The organism is Microbacterium sp. WCS2018Hpa-23, assembly GCF_031843845.1.
Classification (GTDB): domain Bacteria; phylum Actinomycetota; class Actinomycetes; order Actinomycetales; family Microbacteriaceae; genus Microbacterium.
The window spans coordinates 246142-269658 of sequence record NZ_JAVTIZ010000003.1; the positions used below are offsets into that span (position 1 = coordinate 246142).

Sequence of the window (23517 nt, forward strand, 5' to 3'; positions counted from 1 at the left end):
GCGCGTTCGGGTGCGAAACGCCGCCCGAGCTCACGCCCGTCTGGGTTATCCCTCTGGGTTATCCCTCGGCGTTGTCCGTCTCGGCTGGCCGACGCGAACTGAGACGGGAGCAGGCACAGCGAGAGCCCGGCATCCTGAGGCGGATGCCGGGCTCTCGTGCAGTGATCGACTACTTGCTGAGGAAGTCCTTCAGCGCGGCGTTGACCTCGTCGGCGTGGGTCCAGAGCAGGCCGTGCGGGGCGCCCTCGACCTCGACGTAGGTCGCGGCGGGCACTGCCTGGTGGAACCGGCGGGCGGTCGCGTCGATCGGCAGGATGTTGTCCTTCGTGCCGTGCAGGATCAGCGTGGGCTTGCCGGCGTCGCGCACGGCGTCGACGTCTCCACGGAAGTCCTCGATCCACGACGAGACGACCGCGTAGGCGGCGACGGGTGCGCTGCCGATCGCGACGTTCCAGCTGCCGGTGACGGCCTGCTCGCTGATGCGCGATCCGAGGTTCTCGTCGAGGTTGTAGAAGTTCTTGTAGAAGTCGGTGAACCACGCGAAGCGGTCGCCCTTGGCAGCGGCCTCGATGCCATCGAAGACCTCCTGCGGCACACCCTCGGGGTTGTCGTCGCGCTGCACGAGGAAAGGCTCGAGAGAGGCGAGGAAGGCGAGCTTCGCGACGCGCTCGTGGCCATAGGTGCCGACGTAGCGGGCGAGCTCTCCGGTGCCCATCGAGAATCCGACGAGCACGACGTCACGCAGATCGAGGGTCTCGAGCACGGTGTTGAGGTCGGCGGCGAAGGTGTCGTAGTCGTAGCCGGCGTTGACCTTCGACGACTGACCGAAGCCGCGGCGGTCGTAGGTGATGACGCGGTAGCCCTGAGCGAGGAGTTCGCGGGTCTGGCGCTCCCAGCTGTGGCCGTCGAGCGGGTAACCGTGGATCAGGACGACGGGCTGGCCCGATCCCTGGTCTTCGTAGTAGAGCTCGATCGGGGCGCTGTTCTCGTTTCCGACGGTGATGTAACCCATGATCCTGATCCTTTCGGTTCGGCGAGAACGATCGTTCTCACCTGATGTGCTCCACACTAGAGAGCGGTCGTTCTCATGTCAAGTACACTGGGAGCATGACGGACGGAACAGTGCGTGAACAGATCCTTGCGGCGGCCGACGAGCTGTATTACCGCAAGGGCTACGCGGCTGTCGGCATGGATGAGCTGCGGGCCGCGGCCGGAGTCTCGCTGCGCAAGCTCTATGCGCTCTTCCCCTCGAAGACCGGCATCGTCACCGCTGTGCTCGCGCGCAAACACGCGGAGTGGGAGTCGGGGCTGACGGGGGCTGTGGCGGATGCCGGGGCCGACCCCCGCGACCGCCTGCTCGCCGTGTACGGGTACCTCGAGGACTGGTTCTGCGCCGACGACTTCCGTGGCTGCGCCTTCATCAACGCGTTCGGTGAACTCGGTGGCACGAACCCCGAGGTCGCGCAGATCGTCCGTGACCACAAGGCCTCGTTCCAGGCCTACATGTCGGGACTCGTGGTGGATGCGGGGGCGCCGGCGTCTCTTGCCGCGCAGCTGTCGATCCTCGCGGAGGGTGCGCAGAGCACCGCCGCCATCGCCGCGGATCCGCAGGTCGCCGTGCAGGCGCGCAATGCCGCCGAAGTGCTGATCGACGCGGCCGTCGCCGCCTGAGCGCGCCGCGACAGTGTCATTTAGCTAGCCTGGCTAGCGTTTCTGGATGCCGGTGTCAAGGCTCCTGCGCACCCACCCGCTCGCGCGTAGGTTGCGAGCATGGAATCCCGGACGCAGGACATCGCCCGACAGTCGTTCATCATCGCCTCGGCCACCTTCATGCTGATAGCCGCGGCGGTCGGATCCGGTGCCTTCGGCGGCACCTCGGTCAGTGAGCTGCAAGACGGAGCGCTGTCGGCGGAGGGGTCGTACCTCGCCCCGGCCGGCCCCGCCTTCTCGATCTGGTCGCTGATCTACATCGGCCTGATCGCGTATACGGTGTGGCAGGCGCTGCCGGCGCAGCGGGCAGATGAGCGCCAGCGCGCAGTCGGCGGATGGATCGCCGCATCCATGATCCTCAACGGACTGTGGCTCGTGACGGCGCAGTTCTTGTCGCTGCCCCTCACGGTGCTCGTGATCGCCGTCCTGCTCGCGACCCTCGCCCGTGTCATCGTGATCCTCGGACGCAGCCGCGCCCGCACCTGGCCCGAGCGCATCGTCGTCGACGGAGCCAACGGTCTGCATTTCGGCTGGGTGACGATCGCGACCGTCGCCAACGCCACGGCGTGGCTCACGCAGATCGCCCCCGAGAGCTGGGCCGACCAGGCCGAGATCTGGGCGGTCGCCGTGCTCGCCGTCGTGCTCGTGATCGGTGTCGCCTGCGCGCTCGTCACCAAGCGCATCGCCCCCGCCCTCGCGACGGCGTGGGGTCTCGGCTGGCTCGCGGTCGGCCGCTTCACCGGAGAGCCTGAGAGCACCGTCGTCGGCATCGCCGGGATCATCGTCGCTGTCGCCCTCGTCGCAGCCGGTGCGTTCGGCGTTCTGCGTCGGTCGCGGGCAGACGTCGCAGCCTGAGCGCAGAGCTCAGAGCACGAGCCGGTAGCCCATGCCCGACTCCGTGAGCAGATGCACCGGCGTGCTGGGTTCGGCCTCGAGCTTCTTGCGCAGCTGCGACATGTACAGCCGCAGGTAGCCAGAGTCCGACACCTGCTCACTGCCCCAGATCTCCTTCAGCAGATCCTGCCGGGTGACCAGGGCTCCAGGGTGCCGGGCGAGGTGCTCGAGCATGCGCCACTCGGTCGGGGTGAGATGCACCCGCGATCCTGCCCGGGTGACGGTCTTGGTGGCGAGGTCGACCACGACGTCGCCGAATCCGACGGTCGATTCTCCTCCCACCGGCACCGATCGACGAGACAGTGCGCGGAGCCGCGCGAGCAGCTCGTCGACCTGGAACGGCTTGGTGACGAAGTCGTCGGCGCCGGCATCCAGAGCCTCGACCTTGTCGGCGGATCCGGTGCGCCCCGACACGACGATGATGGGCACGTTCGTCCATCCGCGCAACGCCTGGATCACCTCGATACCGTCGAGCCGCGGCATCCCGAGGTCGAGCATGATCAGGTCGGGATGCGTCTGCGCGGCGGCTGCCACCGCGGCGGCACCATCCGGGGCGACGACCACCTCGTATCCGTGGGCGGCGAGCGTGATGCGCAGTGCGCGCACCATCTGGGGGTCATCGTCGGCGATGAGGAGCTTCACTCCGTCTCCTCCTGCATCAGATCGGGCTCTGCCGCCAGGGGCAGCGAGATGACCATGGTGAGTCCACCGCCGGGGGTGTCCTCTGGTGTCAGGGTACCGCCCATGCCCTCCGCGAATCCGCGCGACAGGGCGAGGCCGAGGCCGAGGCCGGTGGTGTTGTCGGTGTCGCCCAGCCGCTGGAACGGCTGGAAGATCTCATCGCGCTTCTCGACCGGCACCCCGGCACCGCGGTCGATGATGCGGATCTCGGCGCGCGCACCGATCGTGCTCGTCGACACGATCACCCGACTCTCGGCGGGAGAGTGGCGGTAGGCGTTGGCGATCACGTTCACGAGCACCCGCTGCAGCAGCACCGGATCGGCCGAGACGGCGGGCAGATCGGCGTCCAGCGCCAGCTCGACATCCGACGGACCGAGACCCAGCTCGTCGAGGGCAGCGAGCACGGGGCCTGCGACATCGAGACGCATGGTCGAGACGGCCAGCACCCCGGCCTGCACTCGACTGACGTCGAGCAGATCGGTCACGAGCGACGACAGGGTCGCGAGGCTCTCATCGGCGGTGGCGAGCAGCTCTTCGCGGTCGGATGCCGACAGCGAGTGCGCCCCGCGGAGCCCGCCGATCGCGGCGACGGCCGAGGCGAGCGGCCGACGCAGATCGTGGCTGACGGCCGAGAGCAGGGCGCTGCGCACCTGATCGGTCTCGGCGAGGGCCGCCACCTCACGCGCCGTCGCCCGCAGATCGGTGTGCTCGATCGCTGCGGCGAGCTGGGCGACGATCGCATCGAGCAGACGGCGGGCGGGAGTGTCGAGCGGTTCACCGTGCAGTTCGAGAACCGCAGGCGCAGGGCCCGAGCCGACGGCGATCGTCGTGGCGCGGCCGTCGGGCACCGGCTCCCCGTCGCTCGCCAGCACTTCGCCGTCGGCGCTGAGCAGTCGCACGCCGGTGAGGCCGAACGCCTCGCGGGTGCGGCTGACGAGGGCGAGCACGGCGTTGTCTCCGCGGAGCACGTTGCCGGCGACGGCGGCGAGCAGTTCTGCTTCGGCGGCGGCACGTTGAGCAGTGCGGGCTCGCCGGGCCGCCTGGTCGACGATGATGCTGACGAGGATCGCGATCGTCACGTACAGCGCGAGGGCGAGCACATGCAGCGGATGCGCGATGGTGATGGTGAACAGCGGAGCGACGAACAGGAAGTCGAGGGTGATGCCCGACAGCACCGCGGCGAACACGGCGGGGCGCACCCCGCCGACCAGGGCCACGATCACGACGAGCAGCTGGAAGGCCAGCACCTCGACCGTGATCGACTCGGGGCTGCGGAACGCGAACATGGCCCACGACAGCAGCGGACCGAAGACGAGGGCCACCGCGAACCCGAGCACCTGACGTCGCCATCCGAGGGCACCGCCGGTGATGCGGGGGAGCGCGACGCGTCCGCCCGCGGCAGCGTGCGTGACGATGTGCACGTCGATGTCGCCGGAGCGGCGGATGACCTCGGATCCGATGCCCGGTCCGGTCAGCGCCGCCGCGAGACGCCCGCGCCGGCTGACGCCGATCACGAGCTGCGTGGCATCCGCGCCCTGTGCGAACTCGACGAGGGTCTCGGGGATGTCGTCGCCGATGATCTGGTGGAAGCTGCCGCCGAGTGACTCGACCAGAGAGCGCTGCGCCGCAAGAGCACCCGGGGTCTCGTCGCGCAGTCCGTCTTGGGCTGCGACATGCACCGCGAGCATCTCGCCACCCGCCGACCGCGCCGCGATCCGGGCGCCTCGGCGCAGCAGCGTCTCGCCCTCGGGGCCTCCGGTGAGGGCGACGACCACGCGCTCGCGCGCCTGCCACGTGCCCTCGATGCCGTGGTCGGCGCGGTAGCTGCGCAGCGCGCTGTCGACCTCGTCGGCGAGCCACAGCAGCGCGAGCTCGCGGAGTGCTGTGAGGTTGCCGAGGCGGAAGTAGTTCGACAGGGCCGCGTCGATCCGCTCGGCCGGGTACACGAGTCCGGCCGAGAGACGGTCGCGCAGCGTCTGCGGGGCGAGGTCGACGACCTCGATCTCGTCGGCCGCCCGCACCACGGCATCCGGGATCGTCTCCTGCTGCGCGATGCCGGTGATCTTCTCGACCACCGCGTTCAACGATTCGATGTGCTGCACGTTGACGGTCGTGACCACGTCGATGCCCGCGTCCAGCAGCACATCGACGTCCTGCCACCGCTTCGCGTTCTGCGAGCCGGGAGTGTTCGTGTGGGCGAGCTCGTCGACCAGGGCGATCTCGGGACGGCGCGCGAGCACGGCATCCAGGTCCATCTCGCTCAGCGGCACGCCCCGGTGCAGATCGATGCGTCGGGGCACCTCGGGGATGCCGATGGTCTGCGCCGCGGTCGCCGCACGCTCGTGGGTCTCGACGATCGCGATCACCACGTCGCGGCCCTCATCGAGCAGCCGGCGACCTTCGACGAGCATCTCGAAGGTCTTGCCGACCCCGGGGGCTGCACCGAGCAGCACGCGGAGTCGGCCGCGCCGCTGCATCCGCTCTGGCGTCATCAGCCCTCCTGCTCATCGAGCGCGAGATTGAGCTCGGCGACGTTGATGCGCTCTTCGCCGAGGAATCCCAGATCCCGCCCTTGAATCCTAGACTCCACGAGGTCGCGCACCTGCTGCTCGGGCAGGCCCCGCTCGGACGCCACCCGCGGCACCTGCAGCAGGGCGTAGGCGACGCTGATGTGCGGGTCGAGGCCCGAGCCCGAAGCGGTCACAGCATCGGCAGGCACGGCCTCGAGGCTCACACCCTCGCGCTCGGCGATGGCCGCCTGGCGCTCGCCGATCGCGGCGACGAGCTCGGGGTTCTCGGGTCCGAGGTTGCTGCCGCTGGAACCCGCGCCGTCGTAGCCGTCGCCGGCCGCAGAGGGGCGCGACTGGAAGTACTCGGGAAGCGCCTCGCCGTCGGCGTCCGTGAAGGACTGGCCGATCAGCGAGCTGCCCTTGCCGTCGGCCAGCGGAGAGCCGTTCGCCTGGAACGGCAGCAGCAGCTGGCCGATGCCGGTGACGACGAGCGTGTAGCCGACGCCGAGCACGAGGGTGAGCACGAGCATCGCGCGGATCGCGACGCCGGTGGTGCGGGCAGCGGTGCGGGAGGAGGACATGAGATGCCTTACTTTCAGGATGGTCGTCGAGCGAGCGGAGCGAGTCGAAACGCGGTCAGAAGCCGGGGATGAGGGTGATGACGAGGTCGATCAGCTTGATGCCGATGAACGGCGCGATCACCCCGCCGAGGCCGTAGACGAGCAGGTTGCGCTGCAGGATCTGCGAGGCGCTCGCCGGCCGGTACTTCACCCCTCGGAGTGCGAGCGGGATGAGGAACACGATCACGATCGCGTTGAAGATGATCGCGCTGGTGACGGCGGATGCCGGTGAGTGCAGCTGCATGATGTTCAGCGCAGCGAGCCCGGGGAAGACGCCCATGAACATCGCCGGGATGATGGCGAAGTACTTGGCGATGTCGTTCGCCAGCGAGAACGTCGTGAGGGCTCCGCGCGTGATGAGCAGCTGCTTGCCGATGCGCACGATGTCGATGAGCTTGGTCGGATCCGAGTCGAGGTCGACCATGTTGCCGGCCTCCTTCGCGGCCGACGTGCCCGTGTTCATCGCGACGCCGACGTCGGCCTGGGCCAGAGCGGGGGCGTCGTTCGTGCCGTCGCCCGTCATGGCGACGAGTCGCCCGCCCTCCTGCTCACGCTTGATCAGCTCGAGCTTCTGCTCGGGAGTCGCCTCGGCGAGGAAGTCGTCGACCCCCGCCTCCTTCGCGATCGCGGCGGCGGTCAGCGGGTTGTCGCCCGTGATCATGACGGTGCGGATGCCCATGCTGCGGAGCTCCTCGAACCGCTCGCGCAGGCCATCCTTCACGATGTCCTTGAGGTGCACGACGCCGAGCACTTGCCCGGATCCCGGCGTTCCGGTTCCGGCACCGGCCGTTTGGCGGAGGATTCCCCGGTCGGCTGTCTGATCGACGGCATCCGCCCAGCCATCCGCGATCTGTCCAGCCATCTGGTCAGAAGAAATGCCCGCCGGACGCTTCACGGCGACCACCAGCGGGGTGCCGCCGCTGGAGGCGACGCCGTCGACGAGGCCGGTGAGTTCGGCATCCGTGTCGAGTCCGAGCCAGGCGTTGATCGCCGAGCCTGCACCCTTGCGGATCTGCGTGCCGTCGGCGAGATCGAGGCCCGACATTCGGGTCTGTGCGGTGAACGGCACGACCACGGCATCAGCCGGCTCGTCCACCCGGATGCCGCGGCTCAGTGCCAGCTCGACGATCGAGGCGCCCTCGGGGGTCGGGTCGGCGAGGGATGAGAGGGCGGCGACGCGCAGCAGCTCGTCGGGGTCGACGCCGCCGAGGCGCAGCACCTCGTGGGCCCGGCGGTTGCCGTAGGTGATGGTGCCGGTCTTGTCGAGCAGCAGGGTCGTGACGTCTCCCGCGGCCTCGACGGCGCGGCCGGACATGGCGAGCACGTTGCGCTGCACGAGACGGTCCATGCCGGCGATGCCGATGGCCGAGAGCAGGGCGCCGATCGTGGTCGGGATGAGGCACACGAGCAGGGCGATCAGCACCGGGATGCTGACGGGCGACGCCGCGTACGAGGCGATCGGATTGAGTGCGAGCACCACGACGACGAACACGATCGACAGGCTCGCGAGCAGGATGTTCAGCGCGATCTCGTTGGGCGTGCGCTGGCGGCTGGCGCCCTCGACGAGAGCGATCATGCGGTCGACGAACGTCTCGCCGGGCTTCGAGGTGATGCGCACGACGATGCGATCCGACAGCACTCGCGTGCCGCCCGTGACGGCACTGCGGTCGCCGCCGGATTCGCGGATGACCGGGGCGCTCTCGCCCGTGATCGCCGATTCGTCGACGGTCGCGATGCCCGCGACGATGTCTCCGTCGCCGGGGATCAGCTCGCCGGCCGTGACGATCACGATGTCGTCGCGCTGCAGCTCGGCCGACGAGACGTCGACCGTCTCGGTGCGCTCGGCCGTGGCATCCGCGCCTGCGTCGTAGCGGACGACCTTGCGCGCCATGGTGCTCGTGCGGGTCTTGCGCAGGCTCGCGGCCTGGGCCTTGCCGCGGCCCTCGGCCACGGACTCGGCGACGTTGGCGAACAGCACGGTCAGCCACAGCCAGATCACGATGCCCCAGGTGAACGGTGCGGGCACCGGGGTTCCGCCCGAGTCGGCAGGACCGCCGAGGAACGGCTCGGCGATCGCGAGCACGGTCGTGAACGCGGCGCCGACCCAGACGAGCAGCATCACGGGGTTGCGCACGAGCGATGCCGGGTTCAGCTTGCGCAGGGCGCCGGGCAGAGCCTGGGTCAGCTGCGCCCAGCCGAACGCGCGGGGCGGTGCGGTCGTGGCGGATGTCGGAGCATCCTGCTGTTCCGACGGTGTCTCGGAGGGTGTGGTGATGATGGTCATGTCAGACGAGTCCTTCAGCGAGGGGTCCCAGTGCGAGCACGGGGAAGTAGGTGAGTGCCGTGATGATGACCGTGACAGCGGCGAGGAGGCCGACGAACTGCGGTCGATGCGTGGGCAGGGTTCCGGTGTTCTCCGGCACGCGCTGCTGTGCGGCGAACGACCCTGCCAGCGCCAGCACGAGGACGATCGGCAGGAACCGGCCGAGCAGCATCGCGATGCCCAGCGCGGTGTTGAACCACGGAGTGTTCGCCGTAAGGCCGGCGAAGGCCGAGCCGTTGTTGTTCGACGCCGAGGTGAAGGCGTAGAGCACCTCGCTCATGCCGTGCACACCGGGGTTCAGGATGCTGGTCGCCTCGACGTTCGCGCGGATGCCGGGGATCGCGAAGCTCAGGGCGGTGCCGACCAGCACGAGGGTGGGCGTCATGAGGATGTAGAGGCTCGCGAGCTTGATCTCCTTAGGGCCGATGCGCTTGCCGAGGTACTCGGGGGTGCGGCCCACGAGCAGTCCACCCACGAACACCGCGATGATCGCGAGCACGAGCATGCCGTACAAGCCTGAGCCGACGCCGCCGGGAGCGACCTCGCCGAGCATCATGTTGAGCATCGGCATCATGCCGCCGAGAGCCGTGTACGAGTCGTGCATCGAGTTGACAGCACCGGTCGACGTCAGGGTGCTCGCGCTGCCGAAGAGAGTGGATCCGAGGATGCCGAAGCGCACCTCCTTGCCCTCCATCGCGACGCCCGCGAGTTCGGGTGCCGAACCGCGGCCGGCGAGTTCGAGGGCCGAGAGCGCGAACGTCGAGACCAGGAAGATCGTGCCCATCACGGCCGCGATCGCGTAGCCCTGGCGGTTGTCGCCGATCATGCGGCCGAACGTGCGGGGAAGCGCGAACGGGATCACGAGGATCAGCAGGATCTGCAGCAGGTTGGTCCAGCCGGTCGGGTTCTCGAACGGGTGCGCGGAGTTGGCGTTGAAGAATCCGCCGCCATTGGTGCCGAGCAGCTTGATGGCCTCCTGCGAGGCGACGGGGCCGCCCGGAATCGTCTGCGTGCCTCCCGAGACGGTCGTCACATCGGTGAAGCCGGCGAAGTTCTGCACCACGCCGCCCGCGATCAGGGCGATGGAGGCGATCAGCGCGATCGGCAGCAGGATGCGTCCGAGCCCGCGGATCAGGTCGACCCAGAAGTTGCCGATCGTGGTCGAGCCCCGACGGGCGAGGCCGCGGATCAGAGCGACCGCGACGGCCAGGCCGACGGCTGCCGAGACGAAGTTCTGCACAGTGAGACCGGCGAGCTGCACGGTGTAGCCCATGGTCTGCTCGGGGGAGTACGACTGCCAGTTCGTGTTCGCGACGAACGACGCGGCGGTGTTGAAGGCCAGGCCCTCGGGCACGGCGGGGAGCCCGAGAGATTCGGGCAGGAAGCCCTGCAGACGCTGCAGGCCGTAGACGAGCAGCAGGCCCACGACCGAGAACGCGAGCACGCTGCGGGCGTAGGCCCGCCAGGTCTGCTCGGATGCCGGGTCGACGCCGATCAGGCGGTAGATGCCCCGCTCGGCCTTCAGGTCACGGGGTGTGCTGAAGACGTGGGCCATGTAATCGCCGACAGGGCGGTAGAGCAACACGAGGGCGACGATCAGGACCGCGGCCTGAAGGATGCCGAACCAGAGTTCGGTGCCGGCGCCCATCAGAACTTCTCCGGGGCGACGAGAGCCACCACGAGGTAGACGACGGCAGCGACGGCGAGGGCGGCGGCGATGATCTCGAAGACGATCACAGTCGTTCCACCCCCTTCGCAACCAGGGAGACGAGGGCGAACAGCGCGAGAGTCAGCGCGATGTAGATGATGTCGAGCACGAGACTCGATACAACTCTCGTGCAGACCGGAATATGGCGATCCTCACGCTTTGCCTACGGGGGCGTGCGTGATGCATGCGGGATGCTCACATCTCTGCATCGTGCGAACTTTCTCGCGCCTCGTTGTCGCATCCGGGTATCGGCGTTCGTGGTGAAGGTGGAGGCGACCGATATGCGGTCGGCCCATGACACGAGAGACGCGGTGGTGGCTGTGTACAACGACCCGATGGTGGCGAACCTGGTCTACCGGCTCGAGGCGGAGGAAGCCGAGGAGCAGATCATGCGACGTCGGGCGGCGCTCGAGCATCCGAGCCTGATCCGGCGACCCTCTCTCCGGACCCGCGCTCGCCGCCTGTGGGCGCGCTCTTCCCGCAGGAGTGGGGAACCGGGATGATCGACGGGAGAGCAGGCTCGGTGCAGAGTCTGCTCGATCGTGCGGACGGAGAGAGTCTGAGTGATGCAGCGCCGGAATCGAATCGAGGAGCCTCGGTGAACGCCGACGTCGCGTCGCGCGTCACGCAGGTGTACCGCGACGAGTGGGCGCGCATCGTCGGTGGTCTCACCCGGAGATGCGGGGATCTCGACCTGGCCGAGGAGATGGCCGCTGAGGCCTTCGCCGCAGCCTCTGAGCTCTGGCCGGAAGAGGGCGTTCCCCCCAACCCCGCCGGCTGGATCACCACCACGGCCTATCGCAAGGCCATCGATCGGCTCCGCCGGGAGTCGTTCCGCGACGCCAAGCAGCGGGAGGCCCTGATGCTGCAGGATCCCGAACCACCGGAGCCCACAGGAGTCATCGACGACGACCGCCTGCGACTGCTCTTCACCTGCTGCCACCCGGCGCTGTCGCTCGAGGCGCGCGTCGCCCTGACTCTGCGAATCGTCGGTGGCCTCACCGTCGAAGAGATCGCGCGGGCGTTCCTCATCCCGGAGTCCACAGTGCGGCAGCGCATCACCCGGGCCAAGGCGAAGATCAAGACCGAGCGGATCCCGTATCGGATGCCCGCGGCCGACGACCTTCCGGCCCGGATCGATGGGGTGCTCGCCGTGCTCTACCTCGTCTTCAACGAGGGGTATTTCGCGTCCGGGGCCGGTGTGCCCGCGCTGCGTCGGGAGCTGACCGGCGAGGCGATCAGGCTCACCGGGCTGCTCCGCGAGCTGCTGCCCGACGACGCGGAGGTCGCGGGTCTGCTGTCACTGATGCTGCTCAGCGAGGCGCGCGCCGCAGCCAGAGTCACCGCCGAGGGCGAGCTGGTGCGGCTCGACGAACAGGACCGGGCGACCTGGAACCCTGAGCTCATCGAGAAGGGGCTCGCGCTTCTCGACGGACCGCTGCCTGCGACGCCCGGTCGACATCGGCTGCTGGCCGAGATCAACGCGGTGCACGTGCGAGCGAACGATGCCGCCGACACCGATTGGGCGCGCAGCGTCGAACTCTACGAACAGCTCGAGCGGATCGACCCCAGCCCGGTCGTCGTCCTCAGCAAGGCGGTCGCGCTCGCAGAGCGGGACTCGCCCGAGCAGGCGCTGCCGCTCGTCGAGCAACTGCACGACGCGCTCGACCACTTCCACGGGTTCCACGTGACGCGCGCGGAACTGCTGCGAGCCACGGGCCGCGAGGCAGAGGCCCGCGACGCGTACGCACGGGCGATCGCGCTGGCCGACAACGCCGCCGAGATCATCCACCTGACCCGGCGCCGCGACGAACTCGCGACGCCTCCCGCACCCGGAACGCCCGGGGCCGCATCGAACGGAGAGAGCAGATGAGCAACAAGTACCTCGTGATCCACATGACAGATCCGACCGGCGGCACGATGCCGCAGGGAGAGGATCAGCGCATGCTGGGGGAATGGGCGCAAGAGGGCGACGCCGCGGGGCGACTGGGTGACGGTGCCCCCGTCGCCGGCCCCGAGGAGGCGAAGTCGGTCGCCGTACGAGACGGCAAGGTGCTCGTCACCGACGGCCCCTTCCCTGAGTTCAAGGAGTGGTTCGCGGGCTACGACCTCCTCACCGCAGAGTCGATAGAAGAAGCGGCGACGTTCATGGCGAAGCATCCGAGCGCCGTGATGGGCCGGGTCTACATCCTTCCGGTGGTGAAGCTGCCCTGGGATGAGGACTGAGGGCGGGGCCGGACGGCGCGGACTCAGTGCGCCACGAGATCGAGGCCGTTGAAGTCTCGGATTCGAGCGATCGCATCGACGACCTGTTGCGGTTCCCCGTCGTCTGGCGCGTCAGCAACGTGCCTTCGTGCAGTCGAGACAGCGTGATCCCTTCAGTGGCGTCGACCACTTGCATACTGTAATGCTGTAAAACAGCTTCCCCGTGTATCTGCATCGCAGTACAATCGACATATGTCCACCGCAGAGTTCCATGGATACGTCGGCGTGCAGAGTCGCGGCCTCATCGCCCTGCCTGCGAGCGTGCGTGAACGCCTGCGTCTGAACGAGCCCGGAACCCAGCTCGAGGTGACCGAGCGCGCTGATGGGGTCGTGGAGCTGCGAGCCGCCGTGCCCGTGCCCGCGGAACAAGCGTGGTTCTGGACCGAGAGGTGGCAGCAGCGAGAGCGCGAGGTCGATGCGCATGTGGCGGCCGGGCGTGTGTCTACGTTCGACAGCGGAGAGGCCTTCCTCGAAAGCCTCGAAGCCCTCGAGTCCGAGCAGTGAAGTTCGAGACGACCCGGAGCTTCGATACTGATGTCCGCAGACTGAAGTCTTCTCATCTCGCTGAGTTCCGGAAGGTCTTGCGCGAGAAGTTCATTCCGGCCTGCGATGCCTTCGCGGATGATCCCTCCACGCCCTGGCCGGCGTCGCTCAGGGTCAAGTCCATGCGCGCTGCGCCAGGCATCTTCGAGATGACATGGTCTTTCTCCTCGCCGGACGGACGAGCCACGTTCGAGATCGTCACTGTCGGCGACGAACCCCGGATCCGGTGGCGTCGCGTCGGAGACCACGACGTGTTCAGGAGTCCGTGAGAGCCCACTCCTCCGCGAGGATGCCGTAGTTCATGCCGTCGAGCCACTCGCCCGAGCGGTGCAGCGCGGTCTTGCGGCTGAACTCCTCGCGCCGCATCCCGAGCCGCTCCATCAGGCGCCACGACGGCTCATTGTCGGCGAAGCACCCGGCGTGCACCCGGCGCAGCCCCAGCGGGCCGAAGCAGACGCCGATCACCGCGCGGATCGCCTCGGTCGCATAGCCGCGTCCGGTGTAGCCGGGATCGAGCACCCAGCCGAGCTCCGCCTCGACGCCCTTCGCCTGATCGGCGACCTCGAGCTGCGCCCACGCGTCGCCGACCTTGATCATGACGTCGCCGATCGGGGTCGCGGCTGCAGTGCCATCTGCCTGCAGAAGCTCGACGATGTACATCGAGGCGAGCCGCTCGGGGTCGAGGTACCGCTCGCGGAACGCCTCGATCGTGTCGGGCGCGAGCCCCAGCCAGCGGTTCACGTCGGGCAGCTGCCGCCACGCCCACATCGCATCGATGTCGGGTGCGGTCATCGGACGGATCTGCAGGCGCTCGGTGCGAACCGGCCAGACATCGGTGTGCGGCGTAGCGGTCATCCCCTCAGCCTAGGGAGGCGGCTGCTCGGCCAGTATTCGTCTTCTTCTCGCTCCGGTCGCACTTCATGCCGCCGAGATCGCTCGGGGGCGGCACGAACTGCGACCGGAGGCGGAGACGGGGCTCCGGGTGGCACGAACTGCGACCGGAAGGTGCGTGCGTGAACGGTAGCTGGGTCAGCTCTCGGGCGGCCCCTCGGGCCGGTGCGCACGGCGTCCGTTCACGACGACCGGGCGACCTGCGCGCTCCTGTCCGGGCAGCGGGCGCGAACGCCGACCGTAGATGAGCTCCGACGAGTCGAGCAGCCACGGCACGAGCGTGATCGACACCCCGTGCACGAGCATCAGCTGGTTGGCGAGGCGACGCGAGCGACGGTTGTGCAGGAAGGTCTCCCACCAGTGCCCCACGATGTACTGCGGCAGGTAGACGGTGACGACCGATGAGCCGTGCTTCTCGCGGTACTGCTTGATGAACTGCGACACCGGCTGGGCGAAAGACCGGTACGGAGACTCGACGATCACGAGCGGGATCGGCACGAGGTGGTCGGCCCAATCCTTCTGCAGCTGGGTGGCATCGTCGGATGCCACGGCGACGTGCACCGCGAGCGTCTTGCCGTGCTTCGCGGCGATCGCATAGTCGATGGCCTTGATGACCGGCTTCTGCAGGCGGTTGACGAGCACGATCGCGAGGTCGCCGGTGGCGCCAAATTTCGTGGTGTCGTCGATCGCGATCTCGTGCTCCACGTCGCGGTAGTACCGTTTGACGCCCATCATCAGGAAGGCGAGCACGGGGATCGCGAAGAACACCAGGTACGCGCCATGGGTGAACTTGGTGATCGTGACGATCAGCAGCACCGTGACTGTCATCGCCGCCCCGACCGAGTTGATGATCAGGCCTGTCTTGGCCGAGCGGCGATCGGATGCCGAGGCGCCGTCGACCCCCGACCCCGGCGTCGTGCCGACCGGGCCGCGGAGCAGGCGCCGCCAGTGCCGCACCATGCCGATCTGTCCCAGTGAGAACGACACGAACACGCCGATGATGTACAGCTGGATCAGCGTCGTGAGCTTCGCCTGGAAGATCACGAGCACGGCGATCGCGGCGATGCCGAGCACGATCATGCCGTTAGAGAACACGAGACGGTCGCCGCGGGTGTTCAGCGACTTCGGTGCGTAGCCGTCGCGGGCGAGCACCGACCCGAGCAGGGGGAACCCGTTGAAGGCGGTGTTCGCCGCGAGCAGCAGCACGCACGCGGTCGCCGCCTGGATGATGAAGAACAGGATGCTGCCGCCGCCGAACGTCGCCGAGGCGATCTGCGCCATCAGGCTCGGCTGCGGGTTGGAGCAGTCGAAGCCGATCAGGTCGCACGGATTCTCGGCGTAGTGCACGCCGGTGATCAGGGCGAGTGCGGTGAGGCCGGCGAACAGGCAGGCCGCGATCGAGCCCATCAGTACGAGGGTGGTCTGGGCGTTGCGGACCTTGGACGTGCGGAAGGCGGGCACGCCGTTCGACACGGCCTCGACGCCGGTGAGGGCGGAGCATCCGCTCGAGAAGGCGCGGAGGATCAGAAGGATCACGGCGGCCTGGCCGAGGTCTTCGGAGTGCACCGCGAATTCGGCGCTCGACGCCACCGGGGCATCGCCGAGGAACGTGCGGAACAGTCCGGTCGCGATCATGAAGCCGACCGAGGCGATGAAGACGTAGGTGGGGATCGCGAAGACGAGCGAGGCCTCGCGCACGCCGCGCAGGTTCACGATGATGATGAGGATCACGAAGCCGACAGCCAGCTCGACGCGCAGCGGATCGAGGCCCGGGACCGCCGAGATGATGTTGTCGACACCGGATGCCACCGACACGGCGACCGTCAGTACGTAGTCGACGAGCAGGGCCGCCGCCACGATGACGCCGGGGATCTCGCCGAGGTTCTTCGACGCGACCTCGTAGTCGCCGCCGCCCGACGGATAGGCCTTGATGAGCTGGCGGTAGCTGAGCACCACGACGATCAGCAGCACGACGACTGCGACGGCCACGAGCGGGGTGAACGACAGGAACGTCAGACCGCCGATCAGCAGGATCATCACGAGCTCCTGCGGCGCGTAGGCGACAGAGCTCAGTGCGTCCGACGCGAAGATCGGCAGTGCCATCTTCTTCGGGAGCAGCTGGTCGTCGACCTGCGCACTCGTCAGCGGGTCGCCGATGAGGATGCGCTTGGCGCGAGGAGGGGCGTCCGTGTTGTCGCGGGTTTCATCTGACACGTCGGGCGACACTACGCCCGCGAACGCCTTCCTCACGCGTTCCTCACGGAATCCCTACGGGCGTATGCGCTGTCCTCACGCAATCCTTACGGCCTCGGCCGGTCTCCGTCAGCCCTCGTGCGGACGCGGCATGTACCACTCGGTGAACTCGGTCGCCCGGCCCTCGTCATCCAGGCGCACGATCCAGAGGTTGAGGTAGTCGCGTTCGGAGGGATACTTCGTCCGCCCCTCGATCGCCACGAAACCGGCATCCTCCCGGACGATCCACCACTCGAACGACCAGGTGTCCGGGTCGTCGAGATCCTCCAGCCAGCCGGCCACGATGTCGGCTCGACCGACGCGAGGCTCGGAATCGGGGCTCGTCAGGTACTTCGCATCGTCACTGAAGAGTGCTGCGATCTGCTGAGGATCGTTCGACTTCCAGGCCTCGACGTATGCCTCGGTCCACTTCTCTCCTGCGCTGGTCATGTCCTCCGTTCTAGACCCGGGCTCCGACATCGTCAACGGGGGTTCGACTCGATTTCTCATCGGCGATCCACAGCCGCTTCCGATCACGGACGCGTAACGTCGGATGCATGACGTCCCTCCAGGTCACCGACGACGCCATCCAGCAGACTCGGGAACTCCGCGATGAGTTCCAGCGCTTCCTGCGCGAATACGAGTTCGGGATGCGGGAGGTCGAGACGAAGATCTCGATCCTTCGTGACGAGTTCACCCACCACCACGCGTACAACCCGATCGAGCACGTCAAGAGCCGGCTGAAGACTCCAGACAGCATCGTCGAGAAGATCGCCCGCAAGGGCATCGCCGAGCCGGACTTCGAGCGCATCCGCGCCGAGATCACCGACATCGCCGGCGTGCGCGTGACCTGCAGCTTCGTCGCCGACGTCTACCGTCTGTTCGATCTGCTCACCGCGCAGGACGACGTGACCGTCGTCACCGTCAAGGACTACATCGCGACCCCGAAGGACAACGGCTACAAGAGCCTGCACGCCATCATCGAGGTGCCGGTGTTCCTGTCGACCGGTGCCCTGTCGGTGCCGGTCGAGGTGCAGTTCCGCACCATCGCGATGGACTTCTGGGCCAGCCTCGAGCACAAGATCTACTACAAGTTCTCGAACCAGGTGCCCTCGCACCTCGTCGAGAGCCTGACCGATGCCGCCGAGGCCGCAGCCGAGCTCGACAGCCGTATGGAGCGCCTGCACCGCGAGGCCCACGGTGTGCCCCAGCGCCAGCTCGCCCCGCCGCCGCCCCCGCACGTCGTGCAGGTCTGACGCGCCACCCGGCGCGGTGTTGCGCGGGAACGCGTGACCCTGGAGCATAGGCAGGTGGTGAAGACGCATCAGCCCCCGGTCTCGGACATCGAGCGCACCCTCGTCGAACTCCCCGGGATCGACCGAGGCCGCCAGCTGTGCGAGTGCGACCACGGCGACGACGAGGCGTATGCCGCCTGTGGCCGCAAGGCCAAGTGGCGTGTGTCGGTCGACTGCGTGTGCGGCGAGAACCACCCGCGGCGCGTCGAGATCCTCTGCTCGAGGTGCCTGCGCACGTTGCGCGAACTGCAGGACCGCGACACCATCACCGCGCGCCGCCTCTGATCGCTGCGACTCTGATCGCCGCGCGGTGATCACGCAGCATCCGATGCCGCGAACATCCGTTCGCGCGTCCGCTCCGAACAACCCGAGACCACACCGTCCTCGGTGCGAAGGAGCAGACCATGGCACAGCGCAGAACCGCAGAAGAGCGCGGCAAGAGCACACGGCAGAGCAGGGGTAAGAGGTTCTTCTTCTGGGCGGCCCTCTCGGGCGTCATCAGCGGACTCGTCTTCCTCGCGACCGCCGAGCTGTTCGCGCTGATCTTCGCGCGCTCGGCCAGTCCCATCCTCGCCGTCGGCGGATTCGTGATCGACATCGTGCCCCAGCCGTTCAAGGAGTTCGCGATCGCGACCTTCGGCGAGTACGACAAGATCGCGCTGCTGGTCGGTCTCGGTCTCGCGGTGGTCATCGCGTCGGCGATCGCCGGCATCCTGCAGCTGCTGCGCCCCCCGCTCGGCGTCATCGCCCTGGTGGTCGCGGGTGCGCTCTCCACCGCGGCGATCGTGACCAGAGCCGGTGTCACGCCCCTCGCCTTCCTGCCTCCCGTGCTCGGAACCATCGTCGGCTCCGTCATCCTCGTGCTGCTCATCCGCCGCCTCATCGCGTGGAGGGCCTCCGCCGTTCCCGCCGCGATGGTCGACCGCAAGGGCGAGAGCACCGAGATCGCGGATGCAGAGGCCGACAACGCCGACGGCAAGCCCGCGAAGGCGCTGGGGCGCCGACAGTTCTTCATCCTCGCCGGCATCGCCAGCGTCTCTGCGGTCGTCGTGGGCATCGCCTCGCGCACCGTGAGCATGACGGTCGCATCGGTCGCCTCTATCCGTGACGCCCTCAAGCTGCCGTCGCCGAAGTCGACGGTGACCGTCCCGAAGGGTGCCGAGCTCGACATCCCGGGCCTCACCACCCTCATCACGCCGAACAAGGACTTCTACCGCGTCGACACCGCACTGACCGTGCCGACGATCGACCCCGAGACCTGGCGTCTCGTGATCGACGGCATGGTCGATCAGCGCGTCGAGATGAGCTTCCAGGACATCCTCGACATGGGCCTCGACGAGTACGCGGTCACGCTCACGTGTGTCTCGAACGAGGTCGGCGGCGGTCTTGTCGGCAACGCCGTGTGGCTGGGTGTCCCGCTGCGCGATGTGCTGAAGAAGGCCGGAGTGAAGTCCGGTGCCGACATGGTGCTGTCGAAGAGCGTCGACGGCTACACCGCCAGCACGCCGCTGTCGGCACTGACCGATGACAACCTCGACGCGATTCTCGCCGTGGGCATGAACGGCGAGCCGCTGCCGCTCGAGCACGGCTTCCCGGTGCGCATGGTGGTGCCGGGGCTCTACGGCTACGTCTCGGCGACCAAGTGGCTCACCGAGCTCAAGGTCACCACGTTCGACAAGGACGAGGCCTACTGGACCCCGCGCGGATACAGCGCCGAGGCGCCGATCAAGTTCGCCTCCCGCGTCGACACCCCCAAGGTCGGCCAGGCCGTCGATGCCGGTCGCATCCCGATCGCCGGTGTCGCGTGGGCGCAGACGGTGGGAATCGAGCGCGTCGAGGTGCGCATCGACGAGGGGGACTGGATGCCGGCGACGCTCTCGGCCCCGATCAACGAGAACACCTGGGTGCAGTGGTTCATGGAGTGGGATGCCACACCGGGCACGCACTACGTGGCCGTGCGAGCGATCAACAAGAACGGCGACATGCAGATCGAGGAACGCGCACCGATCGCGCCGAACGGATCGTCGGGCTGGCAGCGTTCGCTCATCCGCGTCTCGTGATGCCCGTGCGTCGCTGCGGGGCAGCACCTAGGGTGGAGCCATGACGTCGCTCCCCGCCTGCGTGATCACCGTCTCGGACCGCTCGTTCGCCGGAGAACGCGAAGACAGGGGCGGTCCGATCGCGGTCGGTCTGCTGCGGGATGCCGGGTGGCACTGCCCCGACGCCGAGGTCATCCCCGATGGGGCGGCCTCCGTCGCCGATGCACTGCGCCGAGCGGTCGCGCGGGGCGTGCGGCTGATCGTGACGACGGGCGGCACGGGCGTCAGCCCGCGAGATGAGACCCCCGAGGGCACCCGTCAGGTCATCACCCGCGAGGTGCCGGGCATCGCCGAGGAACTGCGTCGCAGCGGCCTCTCCGACACGCCGCTGTCGGTGCTCTCCCGCGGGCTCGCCGGTGTCGTCGACCCGGCCGGATCGCTCGTCGTGAACCTGCCGGGATCCACGCGTGCCGTGGCATCCGGAGTTCCCGTGGTGCTGACCGTCGCGAGACACGTGGTCGACCAGGTCGAGGGCGGTGACCACGCATGAACGAGGTGCGGATCGCCGCGATCTCCGACCAGCGCCTCGACCTCGACGCTCATCTCGCCGCCGTCGAGGACCCTGCGCTGGGCGGTGTGACGACCTTCATCGGCCGGGTGCGCGACAACGACCCGGATGCTGAGACGCCTGTCGTCGGGCTCGAGTACAGCTCGCACCCCGACGCCGAGACCACGCTGCGGCGCATCGCGGAGGAGGCGGCAGCGGATGCCGTAGGCGACGCCCGCGTCGCGGTCGCTGTGAGCCATCGCATCGGACGGCTCGACGTGGGCGATGCGGCCGTCGTGATCGCGGTCGCCGCCGAGCATCGCGCCGAGGCGTTCGAGGTGTGCCGCGCGATCATCGAGGACATCAAGACCTCGCTGCCCGTGTGGAAGCGTCAGGTCGAGTCAGACGGATCCACGTCGTGGAAGGGCATCGGCGGCTGAGCCGACCTGCGGCCTAGCCCCCGGCGAACGGCGGGAGCACGTCGATCAGCTGCGCACCCTCGAGTGATCGATCGTCGTCGCTGCGCACGCCGTCGACCATGACCGCGCAGCGTGGCAGGATGTCGGCGAGGGCCGGGTGGTCGGCGATCAGGCCGGCGCGGAGCTGGGCGAGCGAGCGCTCGCCGCGTTCCTCGGAGTCGGTGCCCGCAGCCTCCGCGGCGGCCGCGAAGTAGCGCACGCGGACGGTCGTGGTCAGCGGCGCGGTCATCGGGTCTCGCCCTCGCGCACCCAGTCACCCGAGCGTCCGCCCGACTTCGCGACGATGCGCACGTCTTCGATGACGACCGAGCGGTCGAGCCCCTTGATCATGTCGACGATCGCGAGAGCGCTCACCGAGACGGCCGTCAGCGCTTCCATCTCGACGCCGGTGCGGTCGGCGGTGCCGACGGTCGCCTCGACGTGCACGCCGTCGTCGACGATGTCGAGCTCGACGTTCGCGCGGTGCACGCCGATCACGTGGGCGAGGGGCAGCAGGGCAGGAGTCGACTTGGCGGCCTGGATGCCGGCGATGCGGGCGACGGCGAGCACGTCACCCTTGGGAGCGATGCCGTCGCGCAGCGCCGCGATGACCTCGGCGCTGCAGCGCACGAAGCCCCGAGCGGTCGCGGTGCGGACGGTCGGCTGCTTGGCGGTCACATCGACCATGTGCGCGTGGCCGGCCGAGTCGAGGTGCGTGAAACTCATTCGACCAGCATGACATCGATCACGTCGCCCACGGCGACGGCCTCGACCTCGGCGGGCACGATCGCGAAAGCACGTGCCCGGGCGAGACCGCCGGCCAGATGCGATCCGGATCCTCCGGCGGTCGCGGGGCGCACCGTGCGGTTCGCGAGGTCGACGACGGCGGGCAGGTACTGGCGCCGCCCGGGCGGGGTGGTCCAGGCGGCATCGGCCGTGAAGGATGCGCGAGCACGATGGATCTCGGAGCGACCCTGCAGCGCGAGCAGCGCCGGCCGCACGAAGACCTCGAACGAGACCGCGACGCTGACCGGGTTTCCGGGCAGCCCGAACACGAGCGTCCCGGAGTCGAGCGCGCCGAACGCCTGCGGTTTGCCCGGTTGCATCGCGACGCTCGCGAACTCGACGGCACCCTGTCCGTCGAAGGCGCCGCGCACCGGCTCGTACGCTCCGGCGCTGACGCCGCCCGTGAACACGATCACATCGGCGCCGCGTTCGACGGCGGTCGCGGTGACGGTGCGCACGGCGTCGGCGTCGTCGGCGACACGCGCCACGAGCACGACCTCGGCATCGGCATCCGCGACGAGGAGTTCGAGCAGGGGGCCGTTCGAGTCGGGGATGCGGCCACGGGCGGCGGGCTCACCCGGCTCCAGCAGTTCGCTGCCCGTCGAGACCACGGCCACCCGCGGCGCGCGGGTCACCGCGACGGTCTCGACCCCGGCGGCGACGGCCGCCGCGAGCTGGAACGCTCCGAGGCGCTCGCCGGCGAGCACGACGGCATCCCCCGCTCGCAGGTCGGCGCCCCGGCGGCGGACGAATGCTCCCGGTGCCGCCGGTGCCCGCAGCACCCGCACCTCGCCGAGCGAGTCGGCGAGTCCTCCGGCGGTGTCCTCGAAGGGCACGATCGCATCGGCGGCGCTCGGCGTCGGGGAGCCGGTCATGATCCGCGCGGCCTCGCCGGCATCCAGAGGCGGGTCGTCGGACACCCCGGCGGGCAGATCGGCGACCACGCGCAGCACCACCGGGTCGTCGGCGGATGCCGCGGCGACGTCGGCCGCACGCACCGCGAAGCCGTCCATCGCAGAGTTGTCGAAGAGGGGGATGTCGTGGGCCGCCGTCGCAGGCTGCGCCAGGGTGCGGTGCGCGGCGTCGCGGATCGCACGGCTCTCGGCCGGGAGAACGCGCACGGCGTCGAGAACGAGAGCGAGCTGCTCCTCGACCGTGCGGCGGCTGCCGTTCGCGGTGCTCATGCCGACACCGCCGAACGGATGGCGATCTCGTGCTGCCTCGAGGTGAGGGCGTCGATGATGGCGAGGCGTCCGAGCAGCGGCTCGCCCGCGCCGGTGATGAGCTTCACGACCTCGCCCGCCAGCATCCCGCCCACCTGCACGCACAGCGCGCCGAGCACGCCGACCTGCGCGCAGCTGGGCGGTTCCCCCTCGGTACCGAGGGGGAACAGGTCTGCGAGCACCACCGGCGCGTGTCCCTCGGGCGGATCCGACCAGAACACGGTCGCCTGAGCGTGCCACTCCTGCACGGCGCCCCACACGAGCGGGATGCCGAGGGCCTCGGTCGCGGCGGCGACATCGCGCCGGGTCGCGAACGAGTCGCTCGTGTCGACCACGATGTCGGCCCCGGCGAACAGGCGCTCGGCGTTCGCGGAGTCGAGTCGCTCGGCCGCCGTCACGACCTCTGCCCCTGGCGACAGTGCGGTGATCGCGCGCGCCGCCGAGGTGGTCTTCGGCCTGCCGATGTCTTCGACGCGGTGGGCGAGCTGACGTTGCAGATTGGTCAACTCCACGATGTCGTCGTCGATCACTGAGATGCTGCCGACTCCTGCCGCAGCGAGGGCGAGAAGCACGGGGGAGCCGATGCCGCCGGCGCCGACGACCGCGACGTGGGCTGCGGCGAGGCGGCGCTGCCCCTCTTCTCCGATGCCCGCGAGCACCGCGTGCCTGGCGGTGCGGACGAGTTCTGCCGGGTCGAGAGCGGGCGCGGGGGCGACGAGCGGCTGCATGTCCCCAGGCTATGCCCGGACGTGCGGGGGCGGGGCTGCGTTCACGATCCCGCGCTCGCGTTCG

25 protein-coding genes are annotated in these 23517 nt (G+C 68.9%); 11 read left to right on the top strand and 14 right to left on the bottom strand.

Annotation, left to right across the window (positions count from 1 at the left end):
• Positions 1-169: 169 nt before the first annotated feature.
• Complete coding sequence (locus tag RQG77_RS06695; RefSeq protein ID WP_311244041.1) at positions 170-1012, bottom strand: alpha/beta hydrolase; 843 nt, start codon at positions 1010-1012, stop codon at positions 170-172.
• Positions 1013-1107: 95 nt separating this feature from the next.
• Here RQG77_RS06695 and RQG77_RS06700 point away from each other — a divergent pair, with 95 nt between their 5' ends.
• Together RQG77_RS06700 and RQG77_RS06705 are read left to right on the top strand one after the other, a co-directional pair.
• Entirely contained in the window at positions 1108-1671 is a 564-nt protein-coding gene (locus RQG77_RS06700) for a TetR/AcrR family transcriptional regulator (RefSeq protein WP_311244042.1), read from the top strand.
• A 99-nt stretch (positions 1672-1770) separates the two neighbouring features.
• Positions 1771-2565, top strand: a complete 795-nt coding sequence (locus tag RQG77_RS06705; RefSeq protein WP_056310288.1) for a TspO/MBR family protein — start codon at positions 1771-1773, stop codon at positions 2563-2565.
• 9 nt (positions 2566-2574) lie between these two features.
• Here RQG77_RS06705 and RQG77_RS06710 read toward each other — a convergent pair whose 3' ends face one another.
• From RQG77_RS06710 to RQG77_RS06735, 6 genes are read right to left on the bottom strand one after another with little or no spacing between them, the layout of a single operon-like run.
• Positions 2575-3246, bottom strand: coding sequence for a response regulator (locus tag RQG77_RS06710; RefSeq protein ID WP_311244043.1), 672 nt, complete (start codon positions 3244-3246; stop codon positions 2575-2577).
• A complete protein-coding gene (locus RQG77_RS06715) occupies positions 3243-5762 on the bottom strand; it encodes an ATP-binding protein (RefSeq protein ID WP_396653397.1) in 2520 nt (839 codons plus the stop codon). The genes RQG77_RS06710 and RQG77_RS06715 overlap by 4 nt, the downstream gene beginning before the upstream one ends.
• A gap of 14 nt (positions 5763-5776) precedes the next feature.
• Positions 5777-6376 (bottom strand): potassium-transporting ATPase subunit KdpC, encoded by a 600-nt coding sequence (kdpC, locus tag RQG77_RS06720; protein WP_311244045.1) that lies wholly within the window; start codon positions 6374-6376, stop codon positions 5777-5779.
• A 55-nt stretch (positions 6377-6431) separates the two neighbouring features.
• Complete coding sequence (kdpB, locus tag RQG77_RS06725; RefSeq protein ID WP_311244046.1) at positions 6432-8699, bottom strand: potassium-transporting ATPase subunit KdpB; 2268 nt, start codon at positions 8697-8699, stop codon at positions 6432-6434.
• Between the two features lies 1 nt (position 8700).
• On the bottom strand, positions 8701-10386 hold the full coding sequence (gene kdpA / locus RQG77_RS06730) for a potassium-transporting ATPase subunit KdpA (protein WP_311244047.1): 1686 nt from the start codon (positions 10384-10386) through the stop codon (positions 8701-8703).
• Positions 10386-10475 carry a potassium-transporting ATPase subunit F gene (locus RQG77_RS06735; RefSeq protein ID WP_056276367.1) on the bottom strand — a complete coding sequence of 30 codons (90 nt, stop codon included), beginning with the start codon at positions 10473-10475 and terminating at the stop codon, positions 10386-10388. Before RQG77_RS06735 ends, kdpA begins: the two co-directional genes overlap by 1 nt.
• A 569-nt stretch (positions 10476-11044) precedes the next feature.
• Between RQG77_RS06735 and RQG77_RS06740 the strand changes: the two genes are divergently transcribed.
• The 4 genes from RQG77_RS06740 to RQG77_RS06755 all read left to right on the top strand — a co-directional run bounded on the left by RQG77_RS06740 (position 11045) and on the right by RQG77_RS06755 (position 13523).
• Entirely contained in the window at positions 11045-12319 is a 1275-nt protein-coding gene (locus tag RQG77_RS06740; RefSeq protein WP_311244048.1) for a sigma-70 family RNA polymerase sigma factor, read from the top strand.
• The gene (locus RQG77_RS06745) at positions 12316-12672 is read left to right on the top strand and encodes a YciI family protein (protein ID WP_311244049.1); all 357 of its coding nucleotides are present in this window, start codon (positions 12316-12318) and stop codon (positions 12670-12672) included. The genes RQG77_RS06740 and RQG77_RS06745 overlap by 4 nt, the downstream gene beginning before the upstream one ends.
• A gap of 231 nt (positions 12673-12903) precedes the next feature.
• Positions 12904-13215 carry an AbrB/MazE/SpoVT family DNA-binding domain-containing protein gene (locus tag RQG77_RS06750; RefSeq protein ID WP_056310275.1) on the top strand — a complete coding sequence of 104 codons (312 nt, stop codon included), beginning with the start codon at positions 12904-12906 and terminating at the stop codon, positions 13213-13215.
• Positions 13212-13523, top strand: a complete 312-nt coding sequence (locus RQG77_RS06755; protein WP_311244050.1) for a hypothetical protein — start codon at positions 13212-13214, stop codon at positions 13521-13523. The genes RQG77_RS06750 and RQG77_RS06755 overlap by 4 nt, the downstream gene beginning before the upstream one ends.
• Here the strand turns inward: RQG77_RS06755 and RQG77_RS06760 are convergent.
• The 3 genes from RQG77_RS06760 to RQG77_RS06770 all read right to left on the bottom strand — a co-directional run bounded on the left by RQG77_RS06760 (position 13510) and on the right by RQG77_RS06770 (position 16827).
• Positions 13510-14109, bottom strand: a complete 600-nt coding sequence (locus RQG77_RS06760; RefSeq protein ID WP_311244051.1) for a GNAT family protein — start codon at positions 14107-14109, stop codon at positions 13510-13512. The genes RQG77_RS06755 and RQG77_RS06760 overlap by 14 nt on opposite strands.
• Positions 14110-14283: 174 nt before the next feature.
• Positions 14284-16371, bottom strand: coding sequence for an APC family permease (locus RQG77_RS06765; RefSeq protein WP_311244173.1), 2088 nt, complete (start codon positions 16369-16371; stop codon positions 14284-14286).
• 96 nt (positions 16372-16467) lie between these two features.
• Positions 16468-16827, bottom strand: coding sequence for a nuclear transport factor 2 family protein (locus RQG77_RS06770; protein ID WP_056510555.1), 360 nt, complete (start codon positions 16825-16827; stop codon positions 16468-16470).
• A gap of 107 nt (positions 16828-16934) precedes the next feature.
• Here RQG77_RS06770 and RQG77_RS06775 point away from each other — a divergent pair, with 107 nt between their 5' ends.
• The 5 genes from RQG77_RS06775 to RQG77_RS06795 all read left to right on the top strand — a co-directional run bounded on the left by RQG77_RS06775 (position 16935) and on the right by RQG77_RS06795 (position 20698).
• The gene (locus RQG77_RS06775) at positions 16935-17633 is read left to right on the top strand and encodes a GTP pyrophosphokinase family protein (protein ID WP_056310262.1); all 699 of its coding nucleotides are present in this window, start codon (positions 16935-16937) and stop codon (positions 17631-17633) included.
• A gap of 54 nt (positions 17634-17687) precedes the next feature.
• Positions 17688-17957, top strand: a complete 270-nt coding sequence (locus RQG77_RS06780) for a hypothetical protein (RefSeq protein ID WP_311244052.1) — start codon at positions 17688-17690, stop codon at positions 17955-17957.
• A gap of 119 nt (positions 17958-18076) precedes the next feature.
• Entirely contained in the window at positions 18077-19732 is a 1656-nt protein-coding gene (locus tag RQG77_RS06785; protein ID WP_311244053.1) for a molybdopterin-dependent oxidoreductase, read from the top strand.
• Positions 19733-19772: 40 nt separating this feature from the next.
• Complete coding sequence (locus tag RQG77_RS06790; RefSeq protein ID WP_311244054.1) at positions 19773-20261, top strand: MogA/MoaB family molybdenum cofactor biosynthesis protein; 489 nt, start codon at positions 19773-19775, stop codon at positions 20259-20261.
• A complete protein-coding gene (locus tag RQG77_RS06795) occupies positions 20258-20698 on the top strand; it encodes a molybdenum cofactor biosynthesis protein MoaE (protein ID WP_311244055.1) in 441 nt (146 codons plus the stop codon). The genes RQG77_RS06790 and RQG77_RS06795 overlap by 4 nt, the downstream gene beginning before the upstream one ends.
• A gap of 13 nt (positions 20699-20711) precedes the next feature.
• Here RQG77_RS06795 and RQG77_RS06800 read toward each other — a convergent pair whose 3' ends face one another.
• The 4 genes from RQG77_RS06800 to RQG77_RS06815 are packed head-to-tail and all read right to left on the bottom strand — an operon-like array spanning position 20712 to position 23453.
• On the bottom strand, positions 20712-20966 hold the full coding sequence (locus RQG77_RS06800; protein WP_311244056.1) for a MoaD/ThiS family protein: 255 nt from the start codon (positions 20964-20966) through the stop codon (positions 20712-20714).
• A complete protein-coding gene (moaC, locus tag RQG77_RS06805) occupies positions 20963-21442 on the bottom strand; it encodes a cyclic pyranopterin monophosphate synthase MoaC (protein ID WP_311244057.1) in 480 nt (159 codons plus the stop codon). Before moaC ends, RQG77_RS06800 begins: the two co-directional genes overlap by 4 nt.
• Positions 21439-22686, bottom strand: coding sequence for a gephyrin-like molybdotransferase Glp (gene glp / locus RQG77_RS06810; protein ID WP_311244058.1), 1248 nt, complete (start codon positions 22684-22686; stop codon positions 21439-21441). The genes moaC and glp overlap by 4 nt, the downstream gene beginning before the upstream one ends.
• Positions 22683-23453, bottom strand: coding sequence for a HesA/MoeB/ThiF family protein (locus tag RQG77_RS06815; RefSeq protein WP_311244059.1), 771 nt, complete (start codon positions 23451-23453; stop codon positions 22683-22685). The genes glp and RQG77_RS06815 overlap by 4 nt, the downstream gene beginning before the upstream one ends.
• Positions 23454-23517 lie beyond the last annotated feature (64 nt).